We start from the raw sequence: 22277 nt of genomic DNA, 5'->3' as shown, positions 1-22277 counted from the left end.
GAAGTCAACGCAATATTTTCAACGAAGCGGTTAAATCTTTCTTACAGAATTGGAAGCCCTGCCGGAGAGCTCGATGTGCCCCTCCACCCCTTACTGCCAGAGGCCGGTTCGTGCCGCCGGAAATTCATACTGTATTGTCCGGCGACAGCGGCACAGGAATATATACTAGCGCACGCAGCGGGGATGTCAACGGGGAAAATAGCTGATGTATAGGAAGAATTTGCCGCGGCCGCCCTACCCCTTTGTGTACAGGACCGCCACCGCGCGGGCGCGGCTCTCGCCAACCGAGATGTAGCCGTGCGGCTCCGAGGATTCATAGTAGATGCTGTCACCGGGGAAGAGGGTCATCACCTCGTCGGCATAGTGGAACTCCAGCTGGCCGTCAAGGATGTAGAGAAACTCCACCCCTTCGTGGCTGTAAAAGAGGGAATCGTCCCACCCCCGCACCTCGAACTCCACCATGAACGGCTCTACCTTCTTCTGGCGGAACCCCGGCGCGAGCGGCTTGTACATGTATCCCTGGATCGAGTCTTTCCCGGGGCGGCGCTGGCTGCCGCCGAGCGCCTCGCCGCGGGTGAGTACGAATTTCTGCTTCTCCCCCGCCTCCTCGAAGAAGTAGTGGATTCCCACCTTCAGCCCCTTGGCGATCTTTAGCAGGGTGGCGATCGGCGGCGTTACCTGGTCGTTTTCGATCTGCGACAGGAGTGGCTTCGAGAGCCCGGTCGTGTCGGCAAGAGCCTGCAGGGTGAGCCTCTGTTCCTGGCGCAACCCCCGGATCTTCTCCCCCAGCTTCATCTCCTTTATTTCCTGGCGAATCGTCTCTTGCACGCGCTATTCCTCCGTGTGGAATATATATGCAAAACACACTCTTGCGTCAAGGGGGAAAAACGAGGGTTCACGCAGGTGCGTAAATGGGCGAATCGGTTGACATCAGTAGGTTTTTTGGCTAGTCTTAACGCGGTTTCAGCCGGTTAGCCCATCCAAGGAGTAGTTCATGCGAAGCTTCCGTGTCGTCGCCATCATCCTCCTCGTCTCCTGCGCCCTCGTTGCCTGCAAGAAAAAAGAAGGGGTCACCTACTACGAATCGACGCGCAAGGAGAGCGCAGAACCTCCCGTCAAGGAAGTCCCGAAAGACATTCTCGTCACGCAGCAAGCCTTCACCAATCTCGTCCACAAAGTCACCCCGTCCGTAGTGAACATCTCCACCATAGGGAAAAAGAAGCTCGTGCGCCCCTTCTTCGAGTTCTCCCCCTTCTTCGAGGACTTCTTCGGCGACGGTGGCGGACGCCCCCAATACAAGAGGGAGAGCAGCCTCGGCTCCGGGTTCATCCTCAACAAGGATGGCTACATCGTCACCAATGACCACGTCGTGCGCGATGCTGAGACGATCAGGGTGAAGCTCTCCAACGACAAGGTGTACACAGGCAAGGTCATCGGCGCCGACCCGAAGACGGACATAGCGGTCATAAAGATCGACGTGAAAGGTCCGCTTCCCGCCGCCGTCCTTGGCGACTCCGACAAGCTGCAGGTCGGGCAGTGGGCTGTGGCCATCGGCAACCCCTTCGGGCTGGACCGCACCGTCACCGTCGGCGTCATATCCGCGACCGGCAGGTCCGATATGGGGATCGAAACGTACGAGGACTTTATCCAGACCGACGCCTCGATCAATCCCGGCAACTCCGGCGGGCCGCTCCTTAACATATATGGAGAGGTCATCGGGATCAACACCGCCATCGTTGCCGCCGGCCAGGGGATCGGGTTCGCCATCCCGGTGAACATGGCGAAGCAGATCGTGACCCAGCTCATCAGCAAAGGTAACGTCAGCCGCAGCTGGCTTGGCGTCTCCATCCAGACGGTGACGGAAGATGTGGCCCGCTCCTTCGGTCTCTCCAAGGCAAGCGGCGCACTCGTCAACGACGTCGTCCCCGGCGGCCCCGCCGCAAAGGCCGGAATCCAGCAGGGGGACATCATCACCCGCTTTGCCGGCACCGAAGTAAAGGACGTGCGCCAGCTCCAGAGGACGGTGGCGGACACGCCGGTCGGGAAACGGGTAGAGGTGGAGTTCGTGCGGGAAGGAAAGACGCTGAAGGTCTCGCTCGTTACCGCCTCCATGGAGAAGGCCCAGACCCAGGCGCCGAAGTCGAGCGAGCGCGCCACGGAGCTTCTGGGGATCGCGGTGGACGAGTTGCCTGACGAGCTGAAGGCGAAGGGTCTTTCGGGGGTCATCATCACCAATGTCGACCCGGACGGTATCGCCGCGGAAAACGGCATCCGCCCCGGAGACATCATCCTCTCCATCAACCAGAGGAAGGTGAAAAACAGCGCCGACTTCACCCGGGCCATGAAGGACGCCGAGGCGAAAGGATCCGCAGCACTCCTCGTCCGCAGGGGGAACGCAAGCATCTACTTCGCCTTAAGATTAAGGTAGTAAGTTGCAGCGAATCGGGGTATAGTAGGCCGCTGAAATTTACCGCCAGGGGAAGAACATGAGCCTCATAGTGAATAGCGATCAGGCAAGGAGGCTTGCCAGGGCAATCATATCGGACGTGGCGATCTACAACCGCGAGAAGGTGGAGCAGGGGATCAAGGAGGACAACATCTTCGACCTCCTGAAAGAGCAGCTTGCGGAGGGGCGCGAACATTTCGAGTCCCGGGTCGCCAAGGAACTGGCGGAGTCCAATCTCTTCGACCTCGCCGTCGTCGATGTCCTCATCAAGCGGGCCGGAAAGATCGAATCGACCATCTGGTAGGACCGCACAACAGAAACCTACGAACGAGGGCGGGTTCACACGAACACGCCCTCTTTTTGTGGAGCATAAAAGACAGGGAAGCATGGAACCGATCGAACTAACCTACCCCGCCGAAGCTGAACCGGAGCGCCTCGACAGCTTCCTGGCCCGCAGCATCCCCGAGATAACAAGATCCGCTGCAACACGCCTCATCGAGGGGGGAAACGTCACCGTCAACGGGCAGCCGCAAAAGCCCTCCCTGAAGTTGAAAGGAGGGGATGCCCTGCGCGTGCTGATCCCTCCCCCCGTCCCGGCGGAGCCGCAGGCGCAGGAGATCCCGCTGGAGATCCTCTTCGAGGACCCGGATGTCGTCGTGGTGAACAAGGAGGCGGGGATGGTGGTCCATCCAGGCGCCGGCAACCCGGAGGGGACGCTGGTGAACGCCCTCCTTTCCCACTGCCGCGACCTCTCCGGCGTCGGCGGAGAGCTGCGCCCGGGGATCGTGCACCGCATCGACAAGGACACCTCCGGGACGATCGTGGTGGCCAAGAGCGACCGAGCCCACCTCTCCCTTGCGGAGCAGTTCAAGGAGCACACCATAAAGAGGGTGTACCTCGCGCTGGTCTACGGTTCGCCGAAGACGGACCGCGGCAAGATCGAGTCGACGATCGGGCGCCACCCGGTGGACCGGAAGAAGATGTGCGGCAAGGCGCGGCACGGGAAGCACGCGGTCACCCACTGGCGGGTGCTGGCGCGCTACGCCGGAGTCACCCTGATGCAGATGCGGCTGGAGACCGGGCGGACCCACCAGATACGTGTGCACCTCTCCGAGTCCGGCTTCCCGCTCCTCGCCGACGAGGTATACGGCGGCGGCTCCCGCCTCGCCACCATAAAGGACCCGGTGCTCAGGCGCCTGGTAAAGGATCTGGGGCGCCACGCGCTGCACGCGAAGACCTTGGGCTTCCTGCACCCGGTGACGGGGGAGTACCTGGAGTTCGATACCGATATTCCCGCAGACATGGCTGCGATTGTTGATTATCTGGAAGGGAAAGGGGAATAGCCCCTCCCTCACCTCCGTTACGGAGGATATGAAGTCTTGTGAGGACGCCTGAAATGGAAATGCAAAGGACAGGGAAGATCCAGTATCTCAAGCCGAAGCTGGCGGAAAGCGTTGCCGCCGGCTTCACCACCCGCCACGAGGGGGTATCGCGCCCCCCCTACAACTCCCTCAACCTGGGGACGAACACCCTCGACTCCCCGCACAGCGTGGAGGGTAACCGCAGCCTGCTGGCCCGGGCCTTCGGCGGGACGCTGGACAGGTTTCTGACCGTGACGCAGGTGCACGGCACCGACCTCCTGGTGATCGACACCCCGAACCCCGAGTACGGGCACTTCCTGAAGCTGGAATGCGACGGGATCGTCACGAACCAGCCCGGTCTGATGATCGCCATCTGCACCGCTGACTGCGTACCGATCCTGCTGCACGACCCGGTGCGCCAGGTCGTCGCCGCGCTCCACGCCGGCTGGCAGGGGACCGCAAAGAACATCGCCGGGAAGGGGGTGGAGGCGATGGTGAACCTCTTCGGCAGCGCACCGTCCGACATCCTCGCCGCCATCGGCCCCGCCATCGGCGCATGCTGCTACGAGGTGGACGCACCGGTGCGCAACTCCTTCAAGGAGCACGGCGCCCCCTTCGAGCTCGCCTCCGAGGTGAAGGAGGAGGGTAAATGGTCGCTCGACCTGGTGGCGGCAAACCGTGCGCAGCTTGCCGATGCCCGCATCCCTTCCGGCCAGATCGAGATCTCCGGGGAATGCGTCTCCTGCAACTCCGACCTCTTCTTCTCGTACCGGCGCGATGGCGGGGACACCGGGAGGCACGCGGCGTTCATCATGCTCCCGGAGCGGTAATTAAGCTGGCGCGACGGCAGCGCTTTTGCTATAAATGCGCTGCAATTCAATACCCCTGCAGGAGGAACAAATCGATGCGCAAGCTCTTCCGCCTTTGTTTTGTCGTCGTGGCGTCGCTCTCCGTCTTCGGATGCGCGGCGGACCACTACAACGTGCCGCGGGAAACGCTGGAGAAGAAGGTGAAGGTCGTAGGTGTCGCACCGTTCATGGTCGACCCGCAGTCCGACATCAGGCACCCGGAGAAAGAGGTAGTCTCGAACCTTGCGAAGGATGCAAACCAGAAGAACGAGAAGGAGCTGATAGCGCGGCTGCGGGAGACCGGCATCTACTATTCGGTGCGCCAGGTCGACGGTGACCCCGCCGAGCTCTACACCCGGCTCCTGGCACACCGGGAGCGCCGTGACGACGCCGGCATCATCTACAACAAGTACTTCTACAAGAAAGAGGAGATCAGGCAGCTCCTCTCGGCGAACGGGCTCGACGCCATCCTCCTCGTGACGGTGAACGGCCTCACCAGGCCCGGGAAGGTATTTGCCAGCAACTTCCTCTCCTACCTGGAGACGGAGTACAACTATCTTGCGCTGAGCGCGCAGCTCATCGATGCGGAGGGGAACACCCTCTGGGAGTACCCGAACTTCCGGCAGGGATCGCTCTCCTACGAGATGCTCCTGCCGCTGCAGTACCCCGATTTCGACGAGGCTGCGGCGAACCTGAGCGACAAGGTCGACGTGAAGTTCAAGACGGTGGCGGGGATAAAGGCTGCATTCGCACAGGGGAAACCGTCCAAGTTTCCGAACGGCGGGGAGTTCTCCACGCTGTACGGACGGCACTTCGACGAGATGATCTCGCTCCTCACGCCGAAGAAGTCGATTGTCGAGCGGATAACGAAGAAAGAGACCGCGAAGCCCGCGGCGGAAAAGCAGTAGTACTTCTGGATAAAAGAAAGGAAAAGGCCGGGGAGAGATTCCCGGCCTTTTTCGTGCACGCGCCCTGGCGCTATCTAGAGCTCCTCGTCGAGCTCGGTCTCCGCATCCTCTGCATCCTCCGTGTCCTCTTCATCATCGTCGAAATCCTCATCCTCCACCCGCTCGAGGAAATGCTTGTTGCTCTCGATGATGCGCCGGATCTCGGCGGCGAGTCCTTCCAGCTCTTCGGCTTCCACACTCATGCGTCACTCCCCCTCCGTGCCAGCGCCTTCCGGTACAGCTCCAGATACTTCTGCGCCGAAGAGTGCCAGGAAAAATCACACGCCATGCCGCGTCGCATGAGCTTTTTCCACAACGTCCGGTCCTGATAGGCATTGAGCGCACGGGAGATCGCGTCCCACAGCGCTTCCGCGGTGAATTCATCAAAGAGGAAGCCGTTCGGCTGGCGGTCTCCGTCCAGCGGATCGACGATGCTGTCGGCGAGCCCCCCGGTCCGGCGCCCGATCGGCACGGAGCCGTAGCGCATGGCGATGAGCTGCCCGAGGCCGCACGGCTCGAACTGGGAGGGCATGAGGAAAATGTCGCTCCCGGCGTAGATCCGCGGCGCGAGCCCGTTGTCGAAACCGCTGGTAAAGGCGATGTTGCGGGCCCCGGCGGTCTTTGCGTCCCTGAAGGGCTTCAGGTAGCGCTCCTCGCCACTGCCGAGCACCACGAGCTGCAAGGGAGCGGCGGCAAGCTTCGGCAGAAGCTCGCAGATGAGGTCGAACCCCTTCTGCGCCACGAGGCGCGACACCATCCCGATGAGCGGTATATCGGTAGAGCTGTCCAGCCCCATCTGGCGCTGCAGCCCCACCTTGTCCACCACCTTCCCGGAGAGGGAGGCGGGGCTGTAGTTCTTCATGATGTCCTTGTCGATCGCCGGGTTCCACTCCTCGTTATCGATCCCGTTCAGGATGCCGTACAGGTCGTCCTTGCGCTGGTGCAGCACGCCGTGCAGCCCGCACCCCATCTCCTCGGTCTGGATCTCCCGGCAGTACCCCTCCGAAACGGTGGTGACGATGTCGGAGGCGATGATCCCCCCTTTCAGAAGGTTGATCTTTCCGTAGTACTCCAGGTTATCCATGGTGAAGCACGCCTTGGAAAGCCCCATCTCCGTGAGAGTCTCGGGGGGGAAGAGCCCCTGGTAGGCCAGGTTGTGGATGGTGAAGATCACGCCGGTCTTGGTGAAGAACGGATCGTCCTTGCGCTCGTGCCGCAGCAGATGCGGCACCAGGGCGGTCTGCCAGTCGTGGCAGTGAATGATGTCGGGACGGAAGTCCATCTTCTTCAGCAGCTCGAGGACGCACCTGCAGAAAAAGGAGAAGCGCAGATGGTTGTCGGGGTAGTCCCCCGCGGCCGTGCCGTACAGTTCCTCCCGCGCGAAATACTCCTTGTTTTCTATGAGGTAAACGGGGATCTCCCCGAGAGAGGCCTGACGCAGGAACCCCTTCTTCTCGGTGCTCCCGACCATGACCGAGGCGCTCTTTCGCCCCTTGCGGACCACCATACCCCCCTTCTCCACCATGGCGTAGAAAGGCATCATGATGCGCACGTCGTGCCCTTGTGCCTTGAGCGTCTTCGGGAGGGCGCCGGCCACGTCGGCCAACCCGCCGGTCTTGGCAAAGGGAGTGACCTCGGAAGCTACAAACAGGATCTTCATGCAAAGCCTCTAGGAAAACAGGTTATGTTTCAGGTTCAAGTGGTAAGGCCGGAGAACAGGCCAATCTTCATGCCATATCACAGGTGGCGTTGACAGGTCAACATATAGACTGCCGCGGCTCAGCTCCGCCGCTACACCTCCGCCTCGCGCAGGAAAGCGGCGGCGTCCTCCGGGGAGGTGGGGTTTATGTAGAAACCGGTTCCCCACTCGAATCCGGCAATCTGGATCAGGCGCGGCACGAGCTCGATGTGCCAGTGGTAGTCGTACTCCAGCGAGCCCCAGTACTGCGGCTTCCCCTGCCTGTGCTGCATCGGGGGGGCCGTGTGCAGGATGAAGTTGTACGGCGGGTCCCGCAGCACGCACTTCAGGCGGCAGAGCATATCCTTCAGTGCCTGGGCCAGCTCCACGAGGTCAGGGTCCCCCAGAGCCGCGAAGTCGTGCCGGTGCTTCTTCGGGAAAAGGCGCAGCTCGAAGGGGAAACAGGAGGCGAAGGGGGTGACCGTGACGTAGCTCGCGAACTCCTTTACCACGCGAGCCCCTTCCGATATCTCGAAGTCGATCAGGTCACAGTAGATGCACCGCTCCTTCGTGGCGTAGAAGTCGCGGCAGACCTTCATCTCCGTGGCGGCGACCGGCGGGGTCAGCGGCACCGCGATGAGCTGGCTGTAGGAGTGGGAAAGCCCGGCGCCGGCGCGGATGCCGTGGTTCTTGTAGAGCACCATGTAGCGCAGGCGGGGGTCATTCCGCAGGTCCAGGAAACGGGCGCGGTAAGTCGCCAGCACGTCCGTGAGTTCAGCCACGGTAAGATCCGCAAGCCCCCTCTCGTGGTCCGGCGTCTCGATGATGACCTCGTGCGCGCCGACCCCGTTCATCCTGTCGTACGGCCCGTACCCCCGCGTCTTCGCCTCCCCCTCGATGCACAGCGCGGGGTACTTGTTGGGAATTACTCTCACCCGCCAGTTCGGGGAGTTCGCCCCACCGTCTGAGCGCAGCGCGTAGATCTCGTGCGGAGTCTTGTCCTCGTTCCCATAGCAGAAGGGGCAGGTGGTGAGGGAAGACTCCTCCGGCTCCATCTGGAAGTCTCTCGGCCGGCGCCCGCGGTCGGTGGCGATTATCACCCAGTGCAGCTTCACGGGATCCCATCTCAATTCGGACATACACCCTCGCCTTGAAAAGTCAGCTCCCTCGCCGGCCTTTGGGGAGCCGCGCTGGAACGTCCCCTCCCCCCTTGCGGGGGAGGGACAGGGTGGGGGGGAAGGTGCCACCACTTCAAAGATGGCAGCTTCACCCTCCCCCTGTCCCCCTCCCGTCGGGGGAGGGGGGGACCGAAGACGCTAACATATTGCTCCTTTCCGCGACGGCCGCGGGAAGGCTCCGCTCAGATCACCCAGGTCTCCGTCTCCAGCTCCGGACCGGCGTATTTCAGCGGGAGGGGGGTGTCGACGGGCCAGCGCCCCAGTTCTTCCCGCTCGCGCGTCAAGGTAAGATAGCCAAAGAGCTTGTCGCCGGGGGAAAGGGCGAGCGCCTGCACGCTGACGGCGGCCTCGGCGATACGCGCGATGCGATAGCGGCAGCGCGAGCCGCACCCGCTCCATCCGTTCTCCCCCTTTACCAGCAGCTCCCCCTCGTGCGCGCCGACCTCCATGTCGAGCCGAAATTCGCGGCCGTGGATCAGGTACAGGGAAAGGATGTCCCCCTCCCGGAAGGTCCGGTCCAGCGACTGCACGCCGTCGATGCGGAAGAAGAGATCGTGCTCGTCGAAGCCGTAAAAGAACGACTGCAGCACGCTCTCGCCGGCGTGCATCGCCGAGAACTGCTTCGTGAGATCGAAGAGCCCCGCGGCGAGCCACTCGAAGTAGTCGGCGACGATCCCGGTGATCTGCGGCGTGATGAGGGCGGCCGGCTCCCGCACCAGGCCGGCCGGGGTGTGCTTCTTGATCGGCTCGAAGAGCGCGTGCGGCACTTCCAGACCAAGGAGCCGGTACACGCTCATCAGGTGACGCCGAAAGAGGAGGTCGAAGATCCCGCTGTGGGCGGAAAAGTGATCGTCCCCGTACCACCAGAACCAGTCGCTCCCCTCGGCGGCGAAGAGCTCCCGGCACACTTCCCGCGCCAGCACGCTCTCGGAGCTCCCCCCGGCGAGCACCCCCGCCACCTCCGGCGCATGCTGCCGCGCCGCTTCCCTTGCCTCCTCCACCAGGTCCCAGGCCAGATTCTCCTCCGGATGCCCGACCCAGATCCCGTAGTTCGCGTTGATCCAGGACCCCGGATGCACGCTCCCCAGGTGCCTGCGCGCCGGGACCCGTTCCAGCACCTCGGAGAAGGTGGCAAGTTCGAGACCGGGGGTCGCCGCCACCGACTGGTAGAGACGGGTCAGGAACGGGCGGCCGTTCTCCGGGAAGTACTCCCAGGCGTTCTCCCCGTCCAGTATGACGGGGGCGACCGTGCTTCCCGGGAGCCGCTGCCGCACCTCCCGCACCCGCGACACGAAGTCCGCCACCGCCCTCTCCGTATCCCACTGCGAGTAGGTGAAGCCGATCAGATCGGAGAGCGCGTGGTCACGGAAAAAGAGGGAAAGCGCGCCATCCTGATACGAGTACGGATGGTACAGCGCCTCCCGGTCCTTCCCCAGCCCCCCCTGGAGAGAGTGCGCCAGCACACCCTCGTCGCTGGCGCCCCAGCGGATGCCGCACTCCCGCATCACCCCCAGTGCGGCGTCGCTCACCGACCCCTCGGAGGGCCACATCCCGGCGGGGGAGAAGCCGAAGGTTTCCCGGAAAAGGGCGATCCCCGACGAGACCTGCTGCCGGGCATCCTCCGGATGCTCGAAGCGCCGGGAAGGGAGCCGCACCTTCGGCATGGCGACCCGCGCGCTGCGCATGTCGCACAAAAGGGGGAGGATCGGATGAAAGAAGGGGCTCACGGAGATCTCGATCTTTCCTTCCTCGTGAAGCCTCCTGTACAGCGGGATGATCTCGGAAAGAAGCTGGCGCTGCCGGTCGAAGAGGAGCTCCTTGTCACCCTCGCTGAAGTTCTTCCCCTTCCGTACCAGCTCGCGGATCTCCGGGTAGCGCCGCCGCGCGGCCTCACCGGTCCAGGCGAGGAAGAACCACACCTGGAGGTCGAGAAGGTCCTGATCGCGCAACGCCCGCAGCCGCTCCCGCGCCCCCCTCCCGGCCCCGTCTCCGGCAAGGCAGTAGAGCTCCAGGTAGCGGGGGTACGGCTCGATCATCCTCTGGCGGTTCGCGGAGAAAAAGTTCTCCAGCACGAAGAGGCGCTCCTCCTCGCTCATATCCGCCGGCGGCATGGCGCCGCGTATCAAAAAGGGATCCTTCGCCTCCCCCGCGGCGTACTCCGCAATCTGCAGCAAGAGGGAGGGGACGAGGTTGAAGACCGCCTTCGCACCGGGGACGCTCTCCACGATGCACGGCATGTCGTAGTAGTCCTTCACCGCGTGGAGATAGGTCCAGGGGAGGAGGTACTCACCGCGCACCGGGTCCTTGTAATACGGCTGGTGCATGTGCCACAGGAACGATACGTAGAGCGGGTCGGCCATCGATAACCCCGTGGGATGCGTTTTCCCGATCAGGCTCCCTCACCGTGCCGGAGGGGTGATGGTGGGGGCGGACCAGAGCGGAAAGATGACATGAAACAGCCCCCCTCGCCGGCAAGGGGGGCTCGGGACGTCAGGGAGTAGCTCCCTGCAGCTCCTTTTTCCACCGCTCCACCTTCTGGCGGTACTCATCCATGAGCTTCTGCGCGTTCCTCGGCTCCCTTGCCTCCGCCACCAGATGGATCACCGGGTTGTACTGGTCCGGCAGCACGAGAATCCAGTCCTCTCCCACACTTATCTTTATGCCGTCGATGAAGCTCGCCTCCTTGTCGAGGCTGTCCTCGCTCATCTTGCGCATGACTCCCCCCTTCATCTCCCAGACGCACGGTATCTTCCCCTGCAGGAAGGTGCGCTTCGGCAGGTCCTCCATGACCTCGGAGAGGGGGGTGCCGGCGGAGGCTGCGAGTTCCAGCGTTTTCGCGATGGTGAACATCCCGTCAAAGGCCGCCTGGAAACGGGGGAAGGCGAAGCGTCCTCCCATCGTCCCCGCCAGCACGACCTCCGGCGAGAAGGCAGCCTCTATCATGGAACGCTCGGCGCTCTTCGTGCGGCGCACCGAGCAGCCGTGCTCCGCGGTGATCTGCTCGAGAATCGAGGGAGCGGAGACCGGCGCCACGAACGCCCCCTTCCAGCCGCGCCGCAGGGTGAGGGCCACCATGAGGGGGAGAAGCTGCGCCGGAGAGTAGATCGCCCCGGTCTCGTCCACCAGCACGACCTCCTCCACCGTCGGGTCGACCCAGAAGCCGGCGCACGCCTCCAGCGTCACCACGATCTTCGCGAGCTGCTGGAGGCTCTCCGGCTTCTCCTCCGCGCGCTTCGAGCCGCGCTGCTCGTCCAGATAGGTATTGAGACCTATGACCTCGCACCCCATCTCCGTGAGGATCGGGGGGAGGATCTGCCCCGCCGGGGAGTGGTTGAAGTCGATCACCACCTTCGAATTCAGGCGCTTCATGAGGTCGAGGTCTATCCCCCGGAAGAAACCCTCGCGATAGAAATCGACCACGTGCGGGAGCTCGGAGATCCCCCCCGGCTCCATGTGGTGCGCGCGCCGGAAGTTCTCCTTGTAGAAGATACGCTCCACGTTTTTCCCCATGGAGCTGGAGAAATCGAGGCCGTCCGCGTCGAGAAAGACGATCTCCGTGGAGGTCGGATCGTTGTTCGCCTGCCTGAAGTGCACCCCGCCGACCTCGCCGAAGGTGCGCAGCTTGTAGCGCAGGACCGGCAGCGGGATCATCTTCACGTCGCGCACGTTCACACCGGCGGAGAGAATCCCCCCGAGAAAGCTCCTCTTCAGCATGCGGGAGGAGAGGGTGGCGTCGCGCCCGACGAGGACGTGGCTTCCTTTCGGCAGCGAGGTGCCGTAGGCGCAGCCGAGCTTCGCCACGAACTCGGGGGTGAGCTCGATGTTGGTGAGCCCCCTGATCATCTCCCCCTCAAAGAGGGACTTCTTCCAGCGCTCACCCCAGATGAGATTCCCGGTGACCGTGGCGCCGGACTCGATGACCTTGCGGGGCCAGATCTTTACGTCCGGCTTCACGTACGACTCCTCCCCGATGGAGGTATCGTCAGCAACCACACCCCCCTCTTCCATGACGACCCCCTGCCCAACGCTCACGTTGTTGCAGATCACGCAGTCATTGACGCTGGCGCCCTTCTTCACGTAGACGTTATCCCAGATCACGCTGCGATTGAGCTTCACCCCCCCCTCGATGGTGCAGTTCCGGCCGATCACGCTGTCCTTGATCTGGGCGCCTGCATGCACCTGGGTGTTGTCGCCCACCACGACCGTCCCCTCCATGAGGGTCGTCTCCGCCAGCCGGGCGTCGGAGCCGATGCGCAGATCCTTCCCCACCAGATCCTTCTTCGGCTCGTCGATGCGCACGTTCACCAGCCCCTTCAGGATGTCGTGGTGCGCCTCGCGGTAGGAGTCGGTGTTGCCGATGTCGCGCCAGTACCCCTGCACCGTGAAGCCGTACAGCCCCTCCTGGTTCTTCAGAAGGAGGGGGAAGAGGTCCTGGGAAAAGTCGAAATTCTCCCCCTGCGGGATGTATTTGAATATCTCCGGCTCGAGGACATAGATCCCGGTGTTGATGGTGTCCGAAATCACCTCGCCCCACCCCGGCTTCTCCAGAAACTGGGTGATCCTCTTCTCCTTGTCCGTGATGACGACGCCGAACTGGAGCGGGTCCTTCACCGAGGTAAGGGTGATGGTGGCGAGCGCGTTGTTGGAGGTGTGGAAGTCCACAACCTCCTGCAGGTTGAAGTCGGTGAGCAGGTCGCCGCTTATGATGAGAAAGCGGTCGTCCAGGTACTTCTCGGCGTACTTCACCGCCCCCGCCGTCCCCATGTCCTCTAGAGGGGTGACGTAGGTGATCTTCACACCGAAGTCGGCGCCGTCCCTGAAGAAGTTCTTGATGACGCTCGGCTGGTGGTACAGAAGCATCACGAGGTCCGTGATCTCGTACTTCTTCAGGAGTTCTACTATGTGCAGCATGATAGGGCGGTTCATCAGGGGAACCATCGGCTTCGGGAGGTTGCAGGTCAGCGGTTGCATACGGGTGCCGAAGCCCCCCGCCATAATGACAGCTTTCATAGATCAGTGGCTCCTTCGTGTGTGTAGTCGGGTTGTGGTCGGTTCACTTTTCTACGTTCCCGCGCCGTACCTTAAGCCGCGCGGTTCTTCTTCGCAAGCACCCGCTGGATCTCGTCCTTCAGCTCCTGCATGTCGCTCGACTTCACCACGTAGCCGTCGGCGAGCCAGGCGGAGAAATCGTCCTTGTAACAGGAAAAGGCGGTGCAAAGGATCACGGGCAGGGCATGGCGCTCCTTCACGATCCGCTGCAGCAGATCGATGCCGCTCTCGTTTTTCAGCTTGATGTCCAGGATGACGAGGTCGAAGGAGCCGTCGCGGAATTTCTCCACCGCCTCCAGGGCCGACGCCGCCGTCACCACCTCGTACCCCTCGTCCGTCAGTTCCTGCGCGTAAAGAAGCCTGATGTTAGCCTCGTCGTCTACTACAAGAAGTTTTGCCATGTCATGGGTTCTCCTTTCTGATTGCAAGTGTGATCGTATAGCTGTTCCCCCCTTCGGGGCGGGTGGCGACGGAGAAGTTGGAGCCGTGCCGCTCCAGGATCGTCTTGCAAAGGGACAATCCGACCCCCTCCCCCATCTGCTGGGTTACGAAAAAGGGCGTGGTGAGCGCCTCCAGTGCGGACTCCGAGAGGGGGGGCGCGTCGTCGCTTATGCGGATAAGTACTTCATCCCCCTCGGTGAGCGTTTCCACCTTCAGGGTCCCCCCCCGCTCCATGGCGGAAAGGGAGGTGGAGACGATGGCCCGCACGCAGTAGTCGATCTGCTTGTAGTCCATGCGCACCATCGGAAGCTCGGGGGAAAGGTGGCGCACCGCGTGCATCCCCGCCTCCTCCAGGGCCGGGGCGAGCTCGTCCAGCGAATTCACCACCAGCTCGTTCACGTCCCAGAGGTCGAGCACCGGGTGCAGGCTCTCCGAGTAGCTCAAGACCTCGGCGAGCACCTCCTCGAGCTGCTTCGTCTCGCGCACGATGAGCTCCAGGTGGGCGCGCCGCTCATCCTTTTCGGCTGTCCCCTTCAGAAGGGTGCGGGCGAAGCCGCCGATCACCATGAGGGGATTCCTGATGGAGTGGGCGATACTGGAGGTGATCTTCCCCACCAGCGCCATCTTCTCCATCTTCACGATGAGGGTCTGCTGCTCCCGGAGCTTCAGATTCGCCAGCTTCTGCTTCTCCACCTCCTCCTGGAGCCGCTCGTAGAGGGAGGCGCGCTCGAGGGCAAAGGCGACGGGGAAGGCGAAGGTTTCCAGCGACTGCATGTCCTGCAGGGTGATCGGCTTGTGGGTGATGCAGTTGTCCGCGATGATGATCCCGATGCGCCGGTTGCGGGAGATGAGCGGCATGATCAGGAAGGTGTCCACCCCGAGGATGCGGGCCAGTCCCCGGTCGAGCTCCGGGTTGTTGAGCGCGTTCTCCACGAGAATCGGCTTCTTCCCCTTGAGGGCCCTGTTGAAGATGTGCCCCTGATCGGAGAGGGGGACGGTGAGCTGCTCCAGGATGTCGTGGAACTTCACCTTCTCGGAGGAGAGCTTCGTCTTCTGGAAGTTCTTCGCCATCTCCTTCAGGGTGAATTTGCTGCGCCCGATATCGTCCCAGGTACGCCAGGCCTCCTCGTAGTCCTTCGGGCCGACGCCGAGGTACCCCTTTATGTTCTGCCTCTCCTTGTCCGTCATGAGCAGGAAGGCGCGGTTCATGCCGAACCCCTTCCCCGCGGTGATGGCGGTCATGGCGACCGAGAGGACCTCGTCCAGGTTGAGCGACGTCTGCAGCACGAGACCGACCTCGCGCAGGAATCGGAACTCGCGGTTCTTGCTGTTCAGGAAGCCGAGAACCGTCCCCATCTGGGCCTTGTGCTCCTGAAATTCGCTGAGGATGTAGGGGATGACGTCCGCAAGGGGGAACCCCATCTCCTTCATCCGTGCCAGGTCGTTCTTGAAACGGGGACAATCGACGCACTTCTCCACCACCCTGCGCCGATGGGACTGGCACAAGTCCTCCTCACCTTCACCGATGTAGGGGCACTGCTCGGGGGAAATCTCCCCGTAACTCCAACAGCATTCCCAGTCCAAGGGACCTCCGGTCGCGCTGAGCCCGGCCGGGCTCAAGGGAAGGTCCGGCATCCCGGGAAGAAGTGTCTCCCCGGCTGCACGGACCCCTCCCCGCATAAAGAAAAAATGTCGTGGAAATAATAATTTACCACCGGAGACGAGACACTGGCAACCCGCAGGGAGCGGGGGGAGGGTGTGCTGCTGCCGGGGCGATTTCAGGCGCGATATTAGGTCGAAGGGGCACTCCCGAAACGGCAGAAGTATATCAGCAGGGTTTTCGATGGCAACAGAAAAGTGAGAATTTTAATATAATTGTTAATTAATAAAATAGTGAATGTTGTGGGCGGGAAAAACGGAAAACGGCAGTGGAGCGACCGGCGCGGGTGCAGCTCTTCGGAAAGGATCGTATATGGGGTGGGATGGGAAATGAGTCGTGAGAGGAGTTGTCGCCAATGAAATGTGAACGGGAGGAAGGGGTTGAAATGCCGCCACCGCGGTCGGTGGCGGCTGGAAGAGTGTACCTACTTGCCGGAGACCAGCCGCAGCTTCTCCATATCGAGGATCACCACGCGACTCCCGTCGACCTCGATGACCCCTTCATCCTTCAGCTTCCGGAAGGTGCGCGAAAGGGTCTCGCTGACGGTGCCGAGTCTGGAGGCAAGCTCCCCTTTGCGCATGTCGAGTTCCAGATAGGTGCGCCCCTGGTAGCTCGTGGACTTGCGCTCAGCAAGCTCCAGGAGGTACGAGGCGAGACGGGCCGGTGCATCGGCGAAAGATAGCTCCTCGATCTGCCGGGCGAAGCGGCGCAGCAGAACGGAGAGTGAGGCGATGAGGTTCAGTGAAAACCGGGGATTGCGCTCCAGGAGCCCCATGAAGGCGTCGCGCGGGAAGTACAGCGCCTCCCCCCGCTCCACCCCTTTCGCTTCCGCCGGGTAGCTGCCGTCACCGAAGAAGGCGGCCTCCGCGAAGGTCTCCACCGCGTGGACCATGTGCAGCACCTTCTCGCGGCCGTCGGGGGAGATCTTGCAGAGCTTCACCGCCCCCTTGGCGAGGAGGTAGAATCCTTCCGCCTTCTCCCCTTCGGTGAAGAGGGTTTCCCCCTTGGCAAAGGGGCGACGTACCGCGATTTCGGCGACTTCGGCGAGATATTCGTCCGCCAGTCCGGAGAAGAGCAGGGCCTTTTTTATAATGTCCTTGTTTTCCATGCATCCCTTTTACCTTAAAGAGATTGTCGAGGTAAAGAAAAAAGCCGGCAACGTGGCAACCATTGACACCGACGCGACAGCAAGGGCGCATCTCCCCCTCGGGAAGATTCATCCGGGAGTTGCGGGGAAGCAAGGACCTGTGCGTTATCAAGGAGAGGCGAGGCCTTACGTTCCCCCCTTTGCGAAGGTTCATCCGTGACTTCCGGGGGAGCGTCGGTACACTGCCACGAAGCACTGCAGAAGGCCCAACGTTCCCCCCTTTGCGAAGGGGGGGCAGGGGGGATTTGATCTTCAAGTATCCTCCAGAACCGCAGCCCGTTTAAGAGTACATCTCGGTCGTCGAAACGCAGTGCTGCGGCAGTTCTAAAGATCAAGGACATAGGCCCAGCAGTTTTACCAAACTGGATCAAACAAAATGCTGAGACCACAGGAGTTGCGGCACTTTGCAGGACGGTCCTGGCCAAGTCAAATCCCCCCTGTCCCCCCTTCGCAAAGGGGGGGACCCGAGGCCTCGTCTAGCACTTCGTGAAAAAACTCCTAGCTCCCAAGATCGCCAGATGAACCTTCGCATACGCGCCGGCAGCTCTGGCCCCGGCTATTTACTTCCCTATCGTACTGATGTAAGATGCAGGACTTCATGAAAAAGACCCTGCAGCGCTACATCTTCAGTGAGATCCCCGCTCCTTTCCTGGTGGGAATGATCACCTTCACCTTCGTCCTCCTGATGGGGAGGTTCCTGAAGCTCGCCGAGATGGTGGTGGAAAAAGGGGTCCCCTTCACGGACGTCCTCCGGCTCATTACCTACCTTCTCCCCTCCTTCTGGCTCTTCACGCTTCCCATGGCGCTTCTCCTGGCGGTGCTTCTCGCCTTCGGCAGGCTCTCCGGGGACAGCGAGATCACCGCCATGAAAAGCTGCGGCATCAGCCTGTACGGACTCCTCCCCCCCCCGATGATCTTCGCGCTCATCACCACGATCGGGTGTGCGGCAGTAACCATGTACGGTGTGCCATGGGGGAATTCCGCCTTCAAGACGCTCTTTGTGAAGATTGCGCAGTCGAGCGCGGGGGTGGTGATAAAGGAGAAGGTGTTCAACGACACCTTCCCCGGCATGGTGATCTATGCCGATGAAATCGACCCGAAGCGCCAGACGCTGGCCGGCGTGATCATCCACGACGAGCGGGATTCGAAGGAGCCGGCGACGGTCTTTGCCAAACGGGGCGCACTCATTGCCGACCCGAAGCAGAAATCGATGGAGTTCCACCTGCAGGATGGGAGCATCCACCGCACCCAGGGGAAGGGCGATTACAAGATGGTGCAGTTTGCCGAGTACAACCTGCGGGTCTCCCTCAACAAGGAGGAAAAGGCCCACGAAAGGAACGAGACGGAGATGACCCTCGCCGAGCTGAGGCACCCGAAGGGGAGCTTCTCCAAAAAGGAGCTCCTCGACATGCGGCTCGAGTTCCACAACAGGCTGGCGCTGCCATTCTCCTGCTTCGTGTTCACACTGCTGGCCATGCCGCTCGGGATCCAGAACAAGCGCTCCGGGAAGGCGGCAGGATTTTCCCTCAGCATCGCGGTGCTCCTCCTGTACTACATCGCGCTTTCCGGCTTCAAGACGCTGGGGCAGCGCGAGATCGTCCCCGCCTTCGTCTCGAGCTGGGGCCCCAACGTCCTTTTCCTGGCCCTCGCGCTCTACCTCTTCAAGAAGACCGCCGAGGAGGAGCCGCTGCCGCTGACCCAGTTCTTCGGCTCCCTCGTACGCCGGTTCCGGGCACGCTTCTCCAGGAGGGGTCGGGGATGAGAATTCTTAATATGTATGTCGCGCAGATCTACCTGCGCTTTTTCGCCCTGTGCCTCGGCGCATTCACCGCGATCTACCTCGTCGTGGACTTCATGGAGCGCATAGCCCGCTTCACGCGCGCCGGCGCCCACTGGTACCACACAGCCCTCTATTTCCTGTGGAAAACCCCGGAGATCGTGGGGCAGGCGGCGCCCCTGGCGGTCCTCATGGCGACCTTGCTCACCCTCGGCACCCTGTCGATGAACAGCGAGCTCACCGCCATGCGCGGGTGCGGCGTGAGCCTTACCCGGATCAGCAGCCCGATCCTCTTCCTCGCCCTCATCATCAGCATCCTCTCCCTCTTTATCGGTGAGCTCGTGCTCCCGAAGAGCTTCGCGCAGAGGAGCTACATCCAGCAGGTGCTGATAGAAAAGAAGAACCCGAGCACCTTCTTCCGGCAGCACAACATCTGGTACCGCGACCAGGGGACGATCCTCAGGGCGGCGCTCTTCGACCCGGAAACGAGCACCCTGAAAGGGATCACGCTGTGGGAGCTCGACAGGAGCCTCACCCCCACCCGGCGGGTCGATGCCACAAGCGGCATCCTCACCTCCAGCGGCTGGGTCTTCAGCGACGCGGTCGTGCGCGACATCCGCTCCGGCGAGCCGAGCGGCACCAAAACCGTCTCCTCGCTGCACGCCCCCCTGAATCTCCTTCCGGACGACCTGAAGGTGCTGGGAAAATACTCGGACAACATGACGATCGAGCAGCTCAGGCGCTACTGCGACAAACTGCAGGCCGGAGGGTACGACCCGACGCGGTACCTCGCCCAGATGCACGGCAGGATCGCCCTTCCCTTCAGCTCGGCGATCATGGCTTTCCTGGGGATCCCCTTCAGCCTGCGCAGCAGCCGCTCCAGCGGGATAGCGGTCGGCATAGGAGTTTCTCTGGCCATCGGCTTTCTCTACACCATCATCAACTCCGTCATCCTCTCCTTCGGACAGGCGGGGGTCCTCCCCCCGGTGGTGGCGGCGTGGGCGACCAACTTCATCTTCCTCATGGCCGGTATCTGGCTCTGCCTCACCGTGGAGAGTTGACAAGGTAGAGGTGCATGATCTAATTAAACCCGCACCTTTGCGATAGATTTCCTTTGCAATGATTTTTACCGGCTGCGCGCCGGCTTGAGACAGGAGGAGAACCAGCATGCATCGCCTGAGTGCCGTCCTCGTCACCCTTTTCCTTTCCCTCACCATCCCGGCAGCACACGCCCAGACCGCCAAAAAGGGGGGCGCCGAAAAGCTTCCTGCGATCGCGGTACTGAGCATAATCCCGGCCCAGGCGGAGCCGGGTATGACCGTCACCATGAGCGGAACGGGATTCACCGACCGCACGGTCGCCTTCCTCGGCAGCTCTCAACTCCCCACCCGGGTCATCAACCCGAAGCTCCTCTCGGTGGACATACCGGATCTGGCGCCGGGGCTCTACGCCCTCTTCCTGAAGCGGGAGGACGGCTCCACGAGCAAGCCGTACAACTTCCTGATCCAGCCGTTGAAGCCGGTCGTCGCGGGGCTCACCCCGGAGACGGTGTACCAGTGCGCGAGGGGGCGCGAACGTGAGGTGACGGTGCTCGGCAAGAACTTCTTACCGGGGAGCCAGGTCATCTTCGACGGCGGAGCGATCGGCACCCGCTTCATTTCGTCCGACTCCATATCGTTCACAGCCCCCGGCGTCGCAGGGGGGCTGCATCAGGTGCAGGTAAAGAACCCTTCGGAGGCGGTATCGGGGTCCGCCGCCCTCTACATAGAGGGAAAGCCGGAGATCTTCAACATCACCGTCGGGAACGACTTCGTGAACTTCTACGAGCTGATCATCAGCGGCAGGAACTTCACCAGCGACTCCGTCCTCGTGGTCGATGGCGACAAGGTCGGTTCGGGGAGGCCGGCGGTGGGGGACCGTGACAGGGTAATCTATATCGGATGCGAGCAGCTCATCTACCAGCGCTACCCCTACGATCCGACGGCGAAGGAGCACAGGCTGCAGGTACAAAATCCCGGCGGAGAGGGAAGCAGCGTCATTTCCCTCAGCGCACCGTAGCCCCCGCCCCCCGCGCTATCGCGCGGAGGAGTGGAAAAACCAAAGGGGACAGGCTGTTTTTTCTGCAGCCTGTCCCCTTTCTCTGTCCCCTTTTTTCAGGCTCATCCGAGAATTCCGGGGGAGCGTAGGTACATTGCCACGAAGCACTGCAGAAGGCCAAATGTTCCCCCCTTTGCGAAGGTTCATCCAGGAATTCCGGGAATTCAGCCCGGTCCCTTCCGTTGACGTGAGGGGACACTAGTGGCGCCGCGCTGGAGCACAGGCTTCCCAGCCTGTACCGCGGCGCCAGCCGCGCGGTCTGTGGCGGCTGCGCCGCCATCGCAGGCAAGATGCCTACGCTCCAGCGTGGGGGCACCCGAATTCTTTGTAGCGCGTTCCCCAGAATTCCCGGAAGACCCTTCGCAAAGGGGGGGACGCGAGGCCTCGTGCCACCCCCGATGAGCCTCTCTTCAGCGGGCTCCGCCGCCCCTTCGTTCCCCCCCTACCCTCTCCTCCAGCACGACCAGATATCCGTCCGGGTCAAAACACCACAATTCCAGCGTGCCGTACGGCTTTTTCTCCAGGAGATACAGGAGATCGAGTTCCTCCTCCTGCAGGGCGAGATAAATCTCCTCGATCCCGGTTACCGTCAGGTGCAGCGTCATCCCCACCCCTTTCGGAAAGCTGGTGAGGCGGTCGATCAGCACCGGATGGGCCCTCAACACGTCCGCCTCCTCGACGAAGATTACCTGTGCCCCCTCCCACTCCATCACCAGATGCTCCGGCGCACCGGGAGGGGTCAGGGCGCGCTCCACCGGCATGTCGAGGATCCCCTCGTAAAAAGCCTGCGTCGCCCCGAGATCAGCCACTGCCAGCTGTATCACCATCCTTGGCTGCCCCACCGCGTCTCCTTTCTTCCAGATCGATGAAGCTGCGATTCGTGCAGCGGCCGGGATCTTCCTCCTGCGGCGCTACTCGCCGTACAAGGAGCTCATGTATCTGCTGAAAATGGTCAGGTAATTGGTAAAGAGGAGCACCCCCACGATCATCAGGAAGATACCGGTGATGATCTCGAAGAGGCGTATGTACCGCTTGAAGCGGGCGAAAAGCACCAGGAACTGGTGCATGGCGAGAGCGGAGAGGAAAAAGGGAATGGCAAGACCCATGGAGTAGGCGAGAAGGAGTACGACTCCGCGCGTCACCGTCTCCTCCGTGGCGGCGACCATGAGGATCGATGCGAGGACCGGTCCGATGCAGGGGGTCCATCCGGCGGCAAAGGCGATCCCCACGAGAAAGCTCCCGGTATACCCCGCCGGCTTGCGGTGGATCGTCAGTCGCTTTTCCCCCAAGAGCGACCCGATGTTGAGCACTCCGCTGACGTGCGCCCCGAAGAGGACGATCAGCACCCCGCCTGCCCTGCGGATAGCCGTCATGTGCGACTGCAGGAAACCGCCGATGAGGGTCGCGGAGACACCGAGGAGCACGAAGACAAAGGTGAAGCCGGCGATGAAGAGGAGAGAGTGCAGCACCGTCTGCTGCCTCACCTTGTGGGTGGGGTGCTCAGCCTGCAGGTCGGCAAAGGAGAGGCCGGTAAGATAGGTGATGTAGGACGGGATAAGCGGGAGCACGCACGGCGAGAGAAAAGAGAGGAGCCCGGCGATAAACGCCCCGATCATGGTTATTTCGTTTCCTGGCATGCTCCCCTCCC

19 protein-coding genes are annotated in these 22277 nt (G+C 62.1%); 8 read left to right on the top strand and 11 right to left on the bottom strand.

The annotated features are described in order from the left end of the window. Positions 1–234: 234 nt before the first annotated feature. A complete protein-coding gene (locus LPW11_RS11260) occupies positions 235–828 on the bottom strand; it encodes a helix-turn-helix domain-containing protein (protein WP_230998221.1) in 594 nt (197 codons plus the stop codon). A gap of 166 nt (positions 829–994) precedes the next feature. Here LPW11_RS11260 and LPW11_RS11255 point away from each other — a divergent pair, with 166 nt between their 5' ends. From LPW11_RS11255 to LPW11_RS11235, 5 genes are all read left to right on the top strand, one after another. After that, on the top strand, positions 995–2428 hold the full coding sequence (locus LPW11_RS11255) for a DegQ family serine endoprotease (RefSeq protein ID WP_230998220.1): 1434 nt from the start codon (positions 995–997) through the stop codon (positions 2426–2428). Positions 2429–2486: 58 nt separating this feature from the next. After that, positions 2487–2750 (top strand): hypothetical protein, encoded by a 264-nt coding sequence (locus tag LPW11_RS11250; protein WP_230998219.1) that lies wholly within the window; start codon positions 2487–2489, stop codon positions 2748–2750. Between the two features lie 82 nt (positions 2751–2832). Then, positions 2833–3789, top strand: coding sequence for an RluA family pseudouridine synthase (locus tag LPW11_RS11245; RefSeq protein WP_230998218.1), 957 nt, complete (start codon positions 2833–2835; stop codon positions 3787–3789). Positions 3790–3842: 53 nt separating this feature from the next. Then, positions 3843–4637 carry a peptidoglycan editing factor PgeF gene (gene pgeF, locus LPW11_RS11240; RefSeq protein WP_230998217.1) on the top strand — a complete coding sequence of 265 codons (795 nt, stop codon included), beginning with the start codon at positions 3843–3845 and terminating at the stop codon, positions 4635–4637. 74 nt (positions 4638–4711) lie between these two features. Then, the gene (locus LPW11_RS11235; RefSeq protein ID WP_230998216.1) at positions 4712–5563 is read left to right on the top strand and encodes a hypothetical protein; all 852 of its coding nucleotides are present in this window, start codon (positions 4712–4714) and stop codon (positions 5561–5563) included. A 74-nt stretch (positions 5564–5637) separates the two neighbouring features. Here LPW11_RS11235 and LPW11_RS11230 read toward each other — a convergent pair whose 3' ends face one another. The 8 genes from LPW11_RS11230 to LPW11_RS11195 form a co-directional block, all read right to left on the bottom strand. Beyond that, the gene (locus LPW11_RS11230; protein ID WP_230998215.1) at positions 5638–5805 is read right to left on the bottom strand and encodes a hypothetical protein; all 168 of its coding nucleotides are present in this window, start codon (positions 5803–5805) and stop codon (positions 5638–5640) included. Continuing rightward, complete coding sequence (gene glgA / locus LPW11_RS11225) at positions 5802–7262, bottom strand: glycogen synthase GlgA (RefSeq protein WP_230998214.1); 1461 nt, start codon at positions 7260–7262, stop codon at positions 5802–5804. Before glgA ends, LPW11_RS11230 begins: the two co-directional genes overlap by 4 nt. Positions 7263–7393: 131 nt before the next feature. Continuing rightward, entirely contained in the window at positions 7394–8419 is a 1026-nt protein-coding gene (locus LPW11_RS11220; RefSeq protein WP_230998213.1) for a galactose-1-phosphate uridylyltransferase, read from the bottom strand. A 221-nt stretch (positions 8420–8640) separates the two neighbouring features. Next, complete coding sequence (locus LPW11_RS11215; RefSeq protein WP_230998212.1) at positions 8641–10818, bottom strand: glycoside hydrolase family 57 protein; 2178 nt, start codon at positions 10816–10818, stop codon at positions 8641–8643. A gap of 130 nt (positions 10819–10948) precedes the next feature. Then, positions 10949–13468: a mannose-1-phosphate guanyltransferase gene (locus tag LPW11_RS11210; RefSeq protein WP_230998211.1), complete on the bottom strand. Its 2520-nt coding sequence runs from the start codon at positions 13466–13468 to the stop codon at positions 10949–10951. A 71-nt stretch (positions 13469–13539) separates the two neighbouring features. Further along, positions 13540–13908, bottom strand: a complete 369-nt coding sequence (locus tag LPW11_RS11205) for a response regulator (protein WP_230998210.1) — start codon at positions 13906–13908, stop codon at positions 13540–13542. 1 nt (position 13909) lies between these two features. Further along, positions 13910–15532 (bottom strand): sensor histidine kinase, encoded by a 1623-nt coding sequence (locus LPW11_RS11200; RefSeq protein WP_230998209.1) that lies wholly within the window; start codon positions 15530–15532, stop codon positions 13910–13912. Between the two features lie 500 nt (positions 15533–16032). Continuing rightward, positions 16033–16716, bottom strand: coding sequence for a Crp/Fnr family transcriptional regulator (locus LPW11_RS11195; protein WP_230998208.1), 684 nt, complete (start codon positions 16714–16716; stop codon positions 16033–16035). 637 nt (positions 16717–17353) lie between these two features. On the opposite strand from LPW11_RS11195, the gene lptF reads away from it, so the two are divergent. The 3 genes from lptF to LPW11_RS11180 all read left to right on the top strand — a co-directional run bounded on the left by lptF (position 17354) and on the right by LPW11_RS11180 (position 20590). Continuing rightward, on the top strand, positions 17354–18517 hold the full coding sequence (gene lptF / locus LPW11_RS11190) for an LPS export ABC transporter permease LptF (RefSeq protein ID WP_230998207.1): 1164 nt from the start codon (positions 17354–17356) through the stop codon (positions 18515–18517). Beyond that, on the top strand, positions 18514–19593 hold the full coding sequence (gene lptG, locus LPW11_RS11185) for an LPS export ABC transporter permease LptG (protein ID WP_230998206.1): 1080 nt from the start codon (positions 18514–18516) through the stop codon (positions 19591–19593). The genes lptF and lptG overlap by 4 nt, the downstream gene beginning before the upstream one ends. Positions 19594–19699: 106 nt before the next feature. After that, on the top strand, positions 19700–20590 hold the full coding sequence (locus LPW11_RS11180) for an IPT/TIG domain-containing protein (protein WP_230998205.1): 891 nt from the start codon (positions 19700–19702) through the stop codon (positions 20588–20590). 449 nt (positions 20591–21039) lie between these two features. Here LPW11_RS11180 and LPW11_RS11175 read toward each other — a convergent pair whose 3' ends face one another. Continuing rightward, on the bottom strand, positions 21040–21456 hold the full coding sequence (locus LPW11_RS11175; protein ID WP_230998276.1) for a VOC family protein: 417 nt from the start codon (positions 21454–21456) through the stop codon (positions 21040–21042). An 84-nt stretch (positions 21457–21540) separates the two neighbouring features. Next, positions 21541–22266 (bottom strand): cytochrome c biogenesis CcdA family protein, encoded by a 726-nt coding sequence (locus LPW11_RS11170; protein ID WP_230998204.1) that lies wholly within the window; start codon positions 22264–22266, stop codon positions 21541–21543. Positions 22267–22277: the final 11 nt, after the last annotated feature.

Source organism: Geomonas sp. RF6 (assembly GCF_021044625.1).
Taxonomy (GTDB): Bacteria; Desulfobacterota; Desulfuromonadia; order Geobacterales; family Geobacteraceae; genus RF6.
This window is presented reverse-complemented; position numbering and strand designations above follow the sequence as displayed.

Coding starts and splice junctions, on each gene's coding strand:
- LPW11_RS11255 (WP_230998220.1), top strand. CDS start 995: ATGCGAAGCTTCCGTGTCGTCGCCATCATCCTCCTCGTCTCCTGCGCC.
- LPW11_RS11250 (WP_230998219.1), top strand. CDS start 2,487: ATGAGCCTCATAGTGAATAGCGATCAGGCAAGGAGGCTTGCCAGGGCA.
- LPW11_RS11245 (WP_230998218.1), top strand. CDS start 2,833: ATGGAACCGATCGAACTAACCTACCCCGCCGAAGCTGAACCGGAGCGC.
- pgeF (WP_230998217.1), top strand. CDS start 3,843: ATGGAAATGCAAAGGACAGGGAAGATCCAGTATCTCAAGCCGAAGCTG.
- LPW11_RS11235 (WP_230998216.1), top strand. CDS start 4,712: ATGCGCAAGCTCTTCCGCCTTTGTTTTGTCGTCGTGGCGTCGCTCTCC.
- LPW11_RS11230 (WP_230998215.1), bottom strand. CDS start 5,805: ATGAGTGTGGAAGCCGAAGAGCTGGAAGGACTCGCCGCCGAGATCCGG.
- glgA (WP_230998214.1), bottom strand. CDS start 7,262: ATGAAGATCCTGTTTGTAGCTTCCGAGGTCACTCCCTTTGCCAAGACC.
- LPW11_RS11220 (WP_230998213.1), bottom strand. CDS start 8,419: ATGTCCGAATTGAGATGGGATCCCGTGAAGCTGCACTGGGTGATAATC.
- LPW11_RS11215 (WP_230998212.1), bottom strand. CDS start 10,818: ATGGCCGACCCGCTCTACGTATCGTTCCTGTGGCACATGCACCAGCCG.
- LPW11_RS11210 (WP_230998211.1), bottom strand. CDS start 13,468: ATGAAAGCTGTCATTATGGCGGGGGGCTTCGGCACCCGTATGCAACCG.
- LPW11_RS11205 (WP_230998210.1), bottom strand. CDS start 13,908: ATGGCAAAACTTCTTGTAGTAGACGACGAGGCTAACATCAGGCTTCTT.
- LPW11_RS11195 (WP_230998208.1), bottom strand. CDS start 16,716: ATGGAAAACAAGGACATTATAAAAAAGGCCCTGCTCTTCTCCGGACTG.
- lptF (WP_230998207.1), top strand. CDS start 17,354: ATGAAAAAGACCCTGCAGCGCTACATCTTCAGTGAGATCCCCGCTCCT.
- lptG (WP_230998206.1), top strand. CDS start 18,514: ATGAGAATTCTTAATATGTATGTCGCGCAGATCTACCTGCGCTTTTTC.
- LPW11_RS11180 (WP_230998205.1), top strand. CDS start 19,700: ATGCATCGCCTGAGTGCCGTCCTCGTCACCCTTTTCCTTTCCCTCACC.
- LPW11_RS11175 (WP_230998276.1), bottom strand. CDS start 21,456: ATGGTGATACAGCTGGCAGTGGCTGATCTCGGGGCGACGCAGGCTTTT.
- LPW11_RS11170 (WP_230998204.1), bottom strand. CDS start 22,266: ATGCCAGGAAACGAAATAACCATGATCGGGGCGTTTATCGCCGGGCTC.